Origin of the sequence: Pseudomonas sp. ANT_H4 (assembly GCF_008369295.1) — a bacterium.
GTDB lineage: Bacteria > Pseudomonadota > Gammaproteobacteria > Pseudomonadales > Pseudomonadaceae > Aquipseudomonas.
In genome coordinates this window covers 1-10,323 of record NZ_VOBG01000051.1, presented here as the reverse complement: position 1 = coordinate 10,323, position 10,323 = coordinate 1, and the positions used below count along the sequence as shown (strand labels likewise).

Annotated in this window: 6 protein-coding genes and 1 pseudogene; 3 read left to right on the top strand and 4 right to left on the bottom strand. The window is 58.4% G+C overall.

Going from position 1 to position 10,323, the window contains the following annotated elements:
* A partial coding sequence (locus FQ182_RS31100; RefSeq protein ID WP_371923924.1) for a hypothetical protein occupies positions 1–113 on the top strand: 113 nt, incomplete at its 5' end.
* A gap of 64 nt (positions 114–177) precedes the next feature.
* On the opposite strand, the pseudogene FQ182_RS29220 reads toward FQ182_RS31100, so the two are convergent.
* A pseudogene (locus FQ182_RS29220) lies at positions 178–447 on the bottom strand (hypothetical protein).
* Between the two features lie 71 nt (positions 448–518).
* Positions 519–1,229, bottom strand: a complete 711-nt coding sequence (locus tag FQ182_RS29215) for a GntR family transcriptional regulator (RefSeq protein ID WP_149415224.1) — start codon at positions 1,227–1,229, stop codon at positions 519–521.
* 273 nt (positions 1,230–1,502) lie between these two features.
* Between FQ182_RS29215 and lapG the strand changes: the two genes are divergently transcribed.
* Positions 1,503–2,201: a cysteine protease LapG gene (gene lapG, locus FQ182_RS29210; protein WP_149415223.1), complete on the top strand. Its 699-nt coding sequence runs from the start codon at positions 1,503–1,505 to the stop codon at positions 2,199–2,201.
* 8 nt (positions 2,202–2,209) lie between these two features.
* On the top strand, positions 2,210–4,156 hold the full coding sequence (gene lapD, locus FQ182_RS29205; protein ID WP_149415222.1) for a cyclic di-GMP receptor LapD: 1,947 nt from the start codon (positions 2,210–2,212) through the stop codon (positions 4,154–4,156).
* A gap of 228 nt (positions 4,157–4,384) precedes the next feature.
* Here the strand turns inward: lapD and FQ182_RS29200 are convergent, their stop codons facing one another.
* Both FQ182_RS29200 and FQ182_RS29195 read right to left on the bottom strand, forming a co-directional pair.
* Complete coding sequence (locus tag FQ182_RS29200) at positions 4,385–4,723, bottom strand: tryptophan synthase subunit beta (protein ID WP_149415221.1); 339 nt, start codon at positions 4,721–4,723, stop codon at positions 4,385–4,387.
* A 153-nt stretch (positions 4,724–4,876) separates the two neighbouring features.
* On the bottom strand, positions 4,877–10,323 hold a 5,447-nt coding region (locus FQ182_RS29195), incomplete at its 5' end, for an immunoglobulin-like domain-containing protein (protein WP_149494081.1).

Here is a 10,323-nt window from a genome sequence, read left to right as displayed (position 1 = left end):
ACATGCTGAACCAGCAGGGCGTCGTCAACCTCAACGAAACCTTGAAAGACTGTGATGCACTCTCGCAACAAGCCAGCCGTTTGAAGCAGTTGGTTGATAGCTTCAAGATCTGACATTCGTTCTGCAAAGCGCTGGATAAGACGTTGTGGTGATGGGACAAGCCCGCTCACCACAACCTCAGCCGAGCAACTGGCGTACGTTATCCGGCGCGCTGTCGGAGAATGCCTGAACAAACTGCTTAAAACCCTGCAAAGCCTCGACGTTTGTGTCGACGGGCTCGGCAATGATTGCCATCGTGTAAGACCCTATTGCGCAGCGATCCCACGCCCGTGCCCGTCATCTCGATGTGCGACAGGGCAGGAATAAACAGCAGACGATCGTCACTGATGACTCCGTGGGGGTGCCGTGCGGATTGTTGATCAAGGTATCGGGTTGAAGTTGTGCCATAAGGTTGCTACCTGCAACCCATTGGTGCAGCCCTTTGTGGCTTAAAGCGAGCACTGGGCTTCCTGGTAAATCTACAGCGGCTCTTTCTCGTTATTCTGCTCCAGGCCGTTCAGGTAGAGCGTGATGACTTCCATCCCTCTCATAAGATGGTTGCGTAAGGTCAGAATGCTTTCGTCGACTTTTTTTTGTGCGACCAGGTTCAGCAGTTCGCGATGGTCCTCCTGAGAAGTCTCGGACAGTCCCATGGCTTCAAGGTTGAAGCGCAGGAACCGCTCCTCTTCGTTCAGGCCGTGTTCAACTAGCTTCAATAACCGCTGGTTGGGCGCCTTGCCATACAAGGCCATGTGGAACAAGCGATTGAGCCGGCCAATTTTGGTGTAGTCGATTTCGTGTTCAAGGGCAGCGATGTAGCCACCCGCTTGGGTGATGTCGTCATCCGTGAGCAGCGGGATCGACAAGCGCAACGCTTCGGACTCCAGAAGAATTCGCAGAGCGTAGGTCTCGGCTGAGTTGTCTTCTATCAGTGGCGCAACCACGGCACCTTTATGGGTAACGACATGCAGCAGTGACTGTGCCTCCAGTTGGCGCAACGCCTCACGCACCGGCATCCGGCTCACTCCGAACAGGCAGGCCAGTTCTTGTTGGCGCATTGCAGTGCCGCAGGGCAGGCGACCATCCAGGATGGCGTTGCGCAATGTTTCTTCAATTACGGAGCGAGCGAGGTGGGCGGGAATGGGTCCGCTGACGTTGATGCTGCTCAAAGGGTTCGGCTTCTGCGTCACGACTACGCTATCCTCCTTTATTAGAATGGCTTCGACTAATTGGATCCAATGCACACTAGAGCTTGCATCCAAGCTTGTCAAACAGGCAAAGTTTTCGTTTGTAAGCGGCTCCATGACCCTCTATATCGTCCCACATCGCGGCTTGGCGACGTCTTACAGACCTTGTGCCAATAAGCTTGGCGGGCCAGGGGTGATCGCACCGTGCCATTGTTTTTTGCCGGTCGAAGCTTCACCATCGCTTGATTATCCGTCTCTCTCTACGGACTGAACGCATTGGTGGTACGTTTTATTTCCTCCTGGATCGTGTGCTGGCTGTTTTCAGCACTGCTGCTGGCTGGCTTATTGCCTGGCGGGTTGCATGCCGATTGGGATTTTTCCCAGATCAGCCGCCGGGCCACCGACCTGTATGGTCCGCTTGGTGCAGGCCAGCAGCGCATTGACGACTGGCAGCGGCTGTTGGCGACGCAAAAGCAGGTCAGCGAGCTGGAACAGCTCAAGGTGGTCAACCTGTTCTTCAACAAGCAGATGCACTATGTGGAAGACATCGACCTCTGGCACCAGGTGGACTATTGGGAAACCCCCATTGAAGCGCTATGGAAGGGGGCCGGGGATTGCGAAGACTATGCAGTCGCCAAGTATTTCAGCCTGCGTCACCTGGGCGTCTCCAGCGACAAACTGCGCATTACCTACGTCAAGGCCTTGCGTCAGAATCGAGCCCATATGGTCTTGACCTATTATTCGACGCCAGACGCGATGCCGCTGGTGCTCGACAGCCTGATCGATGACATCCAGCCCGCTAGCCAGCGGACCGACTTGCTGCCCGTCTATTCCTTCAACGCTGAAGGCTTGTGGCTGCCGGGCGCCAAGGGCAACAAAAAAGTAGGCGACACCAAGCGCTTGTCGCGCTGGCAGGATGTGTTGAAAAAAATGCGTGCGGAAGGCTTTCCAGCCGAGCCTGCCATCAAGGAGTAACCATTCAGATGTCTCTGTTCAAACAACTGTTGATCGCTATCTGTCTGTTCCTGGTGGTCGCCTTCAGTGGCAGCTTCATGGTCAGCCTGGAAAGCTCGCGTACCCAGTACGTGAACCAGTTGCGCTCCCATGCGCAGGACGCGGCGACGGCGCTTGCGCTGTCCCTGACGCCCAATATCGACGACCCCGCCATGGTCGAGTTGCTGGTCAGCTCGATCTTCGACAGCGGCTACTACGCGAGCATCCGCGTGGTGGACCTGACGAATGACCAGACCATCGCCGAGCGCAGCGGCATCCCCGACAACAACGACGTGCCGAACTGGTTCGTCAAGCTGATCGGCCTGGAGCCGGCCGGTGGCGACGCTCTGGTCAGCCGTGGCTGGGAACAGGCGGCGCGGGTCGAGGTGGTCAGCCATCCGATGTTTGCCCTGGCCAAGCTCTGGCAGAGTGCCCTGGGCAGCCTGGGCTGGTTGCTGCTCTGTGGTGCGGTAAGCGCAGTGCTCGGTGCGCTGCTGCTGCGCCGGCAGTTGAAGCCGCTCGATTACATGGTCAAGCAATCCCACGCCATTGCTCGTCGCGAGTTCCTCAGCCTGCCCGATCTGCCGCGCACGCCGGAGCTGCGGCGGGTGGTACAGGCGATGAACCAGATGGTGGAAAAACTCAAGGCGCTGTTTCAGGAACAAGCCGAGCGCAGCGAAAAGCTGCGGGTGGAGTCTTATCAGGACACCCTCACGGGTCTGGCCAACCGCCGTTATTTTGAGATGCAACTCAACGCCCGGGTCAGTAACCCTGAGGAAACCAGTTCCGGTTATTTGCTGCTGCTGCGGGTCAAGGACCTGGCGGGCCTCAACCAGCGTCTGGGCGGGCAGCGCACCGACCAGTTGCTGCAGGCCGTCGGTGAACAACTGCTGCGCCAATGCGAGCCATACCCGGAAACCCACAACCTGGTCACCCGTATCCGTGGCGGTGAGTTCGCGGTGCTGGCCCCGGGGCTGATGCGTGAAGAGGCGCTGCAACTGGCGCAAAATCTGGAAAGTACCCTACTCAGCCTGCAAGCCACCGGGGCCAGTGACGTCACACCGGTTGCTTGTATAGGCCTGGCCCCCTTCACCCACGGCGACTCGCCCCAGGCACTGCTGACACTGGCCGACCAGGCCTTGGCCCAGGCTGAAACCCAGGGCGATGTCAGCTGGGTCTGCCTCGACCACGCCGCTGCCGCCAGCGTCGGTGACGACCACCATGCCTGGCACACTCTCCTGGATCGGGCCTTGACCCAGCAGCGCTTTGAGCTGTATTTCCAGCCGGTAGTGGCCAGCCAGGACACGCAACTGATTTTGCATTACAAAGTCTTGTCCCGCTTGGTGGATGACCACGGCCATACCATCCCGGCCGGGCGCTTCCTGCCCTGGCTTGAGCGGTTCGGCTGGTCGGCACGCCTTGACCGGTTAATGCTGGAGCTGGTGCTCAAGCAAATGGGCAGCCACGAATACTCACTGGCCTTGAACCTGTCCGCTGCCACGCTGGCCGATCCTCAAGCCCTGAACCGGGTCTTTGATCTGCTGCGTCAGCATTCCAACCTAGGCCCGCGCCTGACTCTGGAAATCGGTGAAGAACAACTGCCCGAACAAGCGGTGCTGGAGCAATTGACCCATCGTCTGCGGGAATTGGACTTTTCCCTGAGCCTGCAGCGTTTTGGCGGGCGCTTCAGCATGATTGGCAACCTGGCGCGCCTGGGTCTGGCGTACTTGAAGATCGACGGCAGCTACATTCGCGACATCGACCAGGAAAGCGACAAGCGTTTGTTTATCGAAGCCATCCAGCGCGCCGCCCACAGCATCGACCTACCGCTGATTGCCGAGCGGGTGGAGACCGAAGGTGAGCTGAAGGTGATTCGCGAGATGGGGATTTTTGGTGTGCAGGGGCAGTTGTTTGGCGAACCGGCGCCGTGGCGCTAACAGGCAACACCGCAGGGCTTATGTGTGGCACCGCGGGCATCTCGTAGCCGTTGTCGAGCCCCAGCGAGGCTACGTCGCCCGCAACGCCGCCATTAGATCAGACGCCAACACCGAGTCGTCTCCAGCGCAGCCTCGCCAGGGCTCGACAGCTGCGAGAAATAGCAGCGGCTACACAATGTGTACATACACAGGTAGCGATAGCTGTGGGTCACCGTAGTTACAGAGACCTCAGATCAACCCCGTCTCTTCATCATCGATCAATTGACTCAGCCCACCCAGCGCTTCCCGCGCCTGGTTACGGTCCAACAACTTGGCCTGGGCCGCCGGCGGTAGGTCGGTCACGCTGATCACCCCTTTTCGGGTCAGCACCTGAATCAAGTCGTCGAGTACCCGGATCATCTCCAGGTCGCTCTGCTTGAGCTGATTCAAGCTGGTCTCCACCACTTCATTGGCGTACCAGTCCTGGATCTCATGATGATCGGCCGGCAGCGTTTCTGTCGCCTCGGCGAAGGCAGCCGCTTCCACGCGAATCAACACGCCTTGCGCATCACGTTGCACGTAAAACATAGAAATCCCTCAGGAATAAGTAGCACGCAATCAGCAGCATAGGCTAACGGTGCAAGTGTAGCCGTGAGTATGCGGTGCAACCGTCACCCAGAGCCAGTGACGAGGCGCCAATGTGCATCGGCCGCCCTGGGTGGGCGGCCGATGAACCTCGTCTTAGACGGTGTGATCGATCTTGATGGTCGGATCGGCACCGGAGATCAGAGAGTTGATGCTGGTGTGCGACCAGTCATTGCCTTCCAGCTTGATGGTCACATCCGCGTTGGCCAGGCCGCCGGTAGCATTGAGCTTGCCTTCACTGCTGACCTGCAGGGTCGACACACCCTCCACGGTGGTGATCTTGAGGAAGTTGTCGATGGAGCTGTCGCTTTCACCCTTTAACAGATCCCGCAGATCAATCCGGTCGCCTTCGGACGCCTTGAAGTCCTTGATCACGTCGTTGCCGATGTCACCCGATCTCCAGACGAAAGTATCGGCGCCTGAGCCGCCAGTCAGGATGTCGTTGCCCGAACCGCCGAGCAGAATATCGTTACCTTCACCGCCGAGCAGCGTGTCCTTGCCGGTGCCGCCCAGCAGAATGTCATTGCCCTTGCCACCATCGAGATAATCATCGCCGCCCTGGCCGAACAGGATGTCATCGCCCGCGCCGCCCAGCAGACGGTCGATACCGTCCTTGGCGCCGGACACGTCGAAGTCGTTGTAGTGCTCGGTGATGTACTTATGCACATCCTGGCCGGTGACATTGGCAATCCCGGTATTTTGCGAAACCAGCGATTGCAGTGCATCGTAGCCTTCGCCCGTCACGCCGCTGAAGCTCACCAGGTCGCCGAAGATGATGTCATTGCCATTACCACCGTTGACGTTGTCGGCCCCCGGCAGTGTTGCTTCGGTGTGGCCGAGGATGGCGTTGGCCAAATCCTTGGGATCGATGTTGGTTTGGGGCTTGCCGTCGGAGTCGTACGGGGACAAGTCATTGAGGCTGACGTTCTTGTTCAGGCCGATGGCTTCCACCCCGGAAAGCTTGCTCAACGCGGTGAAGCTGGCGCTCGAGCCGGTGTTTGCCTCGTCAACGTTCCACCAGTTGTCATACCCAGTGCCGGCGAGTTTGGAGAACTCGAATGTGCCGTCGCCCTGGGCGTGTACCTGGCCTTTGAGCGAATACTTGCCGCCGTTGGTCGACAGGGACAGGTCGCCATTCGTCTCGATTTTGATCGTGTGGGTTTTATCGATCGCCAGGGTATAGGCCTGGCCAATGGTGTAGTTGCTGGCGAGCAACACGTCGTCGAGTCGCACAGTGTCGTACAGGTACGGGTTGGTCAACTCGTTCGACTGGTAGTACGTCGGTTGGCCATCGGTGATGAAATACGTCATGTTGGTGGCACCGCTGGCGCTGGCCTTGTTGGCCAGGGCCAGGCTGCTGTTGAAGAAGTTGCTCGTGGCCTTGAACACGTCTTCGTAGTTGGTACCGCCACCCGACACCATGGAATTAAGCACGGTCATGAGCTTGTCCAGGGCGCCTGTTTCCTTGAGGTTGACCGAAATCGATTGGTTGACCCTATCATCAAAGTCAGCCAGGAAAATATTCACGGTCCCTGCGCCGGTGGTACCTATGCTCTTTAGCAGTGTCTCGAATACTGATTTCAACGATGCCTGCGCCGCCAGGACCGAGTCATCGTTCATGCTGCCCGAGCTGTCGACCATGAAGGCGATGTTGTAGTTCTGGCCCTGGACCACATGCAGACCGCCGATATCCGCGACCATGATGTCGTTGTCGTCGGTGCCATTGAGCGTGTCGCTGCCCGAGGTGCCGGTCACTTCGTGGTAGGTCGATGGGTACACCACCACTGGAATTTTCGCGATCGTGTTCGCCGAGCCACCCAGTGATTCGGTGGACGTCGACGTCACTGTCAGGTCGAACTTGCCGCTGGTGTAAGGCGCAGGCTTGAGGGTCAAGGTGGCCAGGTTCCAGCCATCCAGAGTCGTCGTGCCATTGGCCGCCGTTGCGGTAAAGGTATGCCCGGCACCATCGCTGAGCACTGCACCGGCTGGTACGCCGCTGATCTTCACGCTCAAGCTTTCCGAACCGTCGATATCAGACAGGCTGGTGGTGACCTTGGACAGGTTCACCGTGCCGTTCTCCTGGCCTTCGTTGAGCTTGTAGCCCGTGTAGTAACCGTCGCCGTTGCTGCCCTGCAGATCGGAGACGTTCACGCCGGCATTGATCAGGTCGGTAACGCCGGTGTACAGCGGCACATTGGCCTTGCTCAGGTTGACCGCGGTGGCGCCGTTGATCGACAGGTTTACGTCATAGCTGCCAGGGCCTGCCTGGTTGGCGTGGTAGATCTCGAGGCTGTAGTACCCGCTGACGGTTGGGGTGAACGTGCCGCTGAACTTACCGCTGTTGTTGCCCCACGTGGCGCTGGCCACGTTCGTACCGCCGACGTTGACCAGCAGGCTGTCATCGCCGGTACCGCTGAAGGTGTAGCTCTTGCCGGCTTCCATGTAGATCAGGCCGGACGTTTTCGAGCCGGCGGTGGCCGCGACATTCGAGCTGGATTCGACATTGGTCACAGTGCTTTTGGTGTTCGCTATGCCAGCGTTATCAATGGCGTTTTTCAGCACATCAGCCGCAGCACCATTGCCGTTGCTACCCAAGCCGGAAATGCTGTTCCAGCTTTCCTTGATCAGGCCTACGGAGTTGACGTTATTGTTCGCCACCGCGAGGTTCGGCGCGTCGGCTATCGGTGTAATGTCGACTTTCACCGTCGCCGCGTTACCCAGCGTTACGCTATCGGTAGGCTGGAACTTGAACTGCGCGTAATCCGCCTGCTTGTTACCCATGCCGGTACCGCCATAGCCGTCGGTCCCGGATTCGTTGGTGTCTGACAGAAAGCGTAGCTTGCCATCGTCGATCTGGGCCTTGGTGAAGACCTGGCCACTGGTTACGTTAGTCCAGGTAACGCCATCCGCCGCGAGGAACTGCAGTTTCCCGGCCACCGGCAATTCGGTGATTTTCACCCCAAGGTTGGCGGCAGGCGAGTCGACATCGGTGATACCGAAGTTCGACCAGAGCAGTGCCTTGCCGATGTCTTCCTGGCCGGTAATCGCGCCGCCGGTCGCTACAGGCGCATCGTTGACCGCCGTCACGTTGACCGTGGTGGTAGCAGTATTGGAATAGTTGCCGCCATCGGTGACCTTCACCGTAATGATCCGCGGCGTGGTGCTCGGGTCTTCACTGTTGTTGCTGAAGGTAATGTTCTTGATGCGCTGCATGTAGTCGGCCAGCGTCGCCTTGCCTTCAAGAACCAGAGTGATGGTGCCCGTCTGGTTGTTGGAGTTGATGGTGATGCCACCGACGTTGATACCAAGGTTCAGTACGTCACCTGCCTGAGCGTTGGTCAGGATCACCGTGGCACCGGTGAGCATGGTGCTGTCCGGGTCGGTGATGCTGATATCGGTGTCGGCAATCGACACGCCAGGGCCTGCGGTGCCTTCAGTAAAGGTCACCTTGTAGTCTGCACCGATGACGCCGCTGGAGTTGTTGGCGTCCAGGTCGAGAACCGGCGGGGCGTCATTGTCGATGATGTTTGTGTTGGCGCTGCCGGTACCGATCACCAGATTCTCGAAGTTGCCGCCAGTGGTCGATGCAATCTTGACCACGAAATTCTCCGTAGTCTCGGTCAGCTTGTCATCGAGGGTTCTGACATCAAACGGCACACTGCTGGCGCCGGCCGGGATCTTCACGGTGTACACGCCGCTGAAGTCCGAACCGTCGATGGCGGTGCCGCTGTAAGTCAGCGTCACGGTAAGTTCCGTGCCGGCCGGGTTGGTCAGGTTCAGCGTGTAGTGCGCAGTGTCACCCTCATTGACCGACGTGTCGCCGGTAATGCTCAGGGTGGTCTGGGTACTCACGTCGGTCACTTTGGTGACCGCTGGCGTACCGTCGAAGGTCAGGTGCTCGTACTTGTCCGCGCCGCTGACCAGCGTGGCGATCGTGGTCGACACGTTGGTGCCGCCGGTATACGGGTCATTTGGTGCGGTAATGCTGGTGGTACCGAAGGTTTTGCCGTTGCCGATGGTAATAGTCTCGCCATTGGCCAGCTTGATCACCAGATCGGAACCGAGGTTGGTGACTGCAACATTATTTTTGCCCACCAGGGACGCGGTGTAGACGATCTGACCGCCTTCATCCACGGAGATCGTGGCCTTGAGCACCACGGTTACATCGTCGATGGTGTCTTTGACGAGGGTATCCGCTGCGCCGCCGACAATTTGCAGCTTCTCGAAGTTACCGCCCGTGATGCCGTCCGGCTTGATGGTGGCCGAGACAGTGCTTTCGTCTTTGAAGACGTCATCGGTTGGAGCGTTGAACTTCGTTTCGCCGGAAAGCTTGCCTTGTTCAATGGTGATTTTCGCGCCATTGCTCAAGGTAACGGTCATTGGGCTGCCCGCTGCGTGGGACAGCGTGGCGGTGTAAGTAACTTGGCCGCCTTCGTTAACTTCACCCGATGCAGTCAACTTGATGGTCGACGGAGTTTCAGTGTCGATAACGGTGGTGCCAGCCGGTTTATCGCTGACGGTCAGTTTCTCGTACTTCTCGCCGCCGCTGACCACTTGGGTAATGGTGTTGGAGATCGCGGGATTAACGTACACGTCCGCCGGAACAGTGATGGTTGCGGTGCCCGACGAAGCGTTGTTGGCGATGGTGATGGTTTCGCCATTGGCCAGTTTTACGACCAAGTCGGAGCCGAGGTTTAGAACCGGCTTGCCGTCTTTGCCAACGAGGCTCGCGGTGTAAACAATATCGCCGCCTTCGCCGATGCTTGGGGTGGCGTGGAGAGAAACGGTCACTTCGTCGATGGTGTCTTTGACGAGGGTGTCGGCTGCGCCGCCGACAATTTCCAGCTTCTCAAAGCTACCGCCGACGATGCCGTCTGGCTTGATGGTGGCCGAGACAGTGCTTTCGTCTTTGAAGACGTCATCGGTTGGAGCGTCGAACTTCGTTTCGCCCGAGAGGTTGCCCTTAACGATTTCAATCACGGCCCCGTTGCTGAGGGTGACGGTCATGTTGCTGCCGGCTGCGTGGCTCAGCGTCGCGGTGTAAGTAACCTGGCCGCCTTCGCTGACTTCACCCGATGCAGTCAGTTTGATGGTCGACGGAGTTTCAGTGTCGATAACGGTGGTGCCCGCTGGCGTATCGCTGACGGTCAGTTTCTCGTACTTCTCGCCGCCGCTGACCACTTGCGCAATGGTGTTGGAGATCGCGGGATTAACGTAAACGTCCGCCGGAACAGTGATGGTTGCGGTGCCCGACGAAGCGTTGTTGGCGATGGTGATGGTTTCGCCGTTGGCCAGTTTTACGACCAGGTCGGAGCCGAGGTTTAGAACCGGCTTGCCGTCTTTGCCCAGCAAAGAAGCGGTATAGGTGATCTCGCCGCCTTCATTGATGCTTGGGGTCGCGTGGAGAGAAACAGTGACTTCGTCGATGGTGTCTTTGACGAGGGTGTCCGCTGCGCCGCCGACAATTTGCAGCTTCTCGAAGCTACCGCCCGTGATGCCGTCCGGCTTGATGGTGGCCGAGACAGTGCTTTCGTCTTTGAAGA

Excerpts from the sequence above, each read along its gene's own strand:
- lapD (WP_149415222.1), top strand. The coding sequence starts at position 2,210 with ATGTCTCTGTTCAAACAACTGTTGATCGCTATCTGTCTGTTCCTGGTG.
- FQ182_RS29200 (WP_149415221.1), bottom strand. The coding sequence starts at position 4,723 with ATGTTTTACGTGCAACGTGATGCGCAAGGCGTGTTGATTCGCGTGGAA.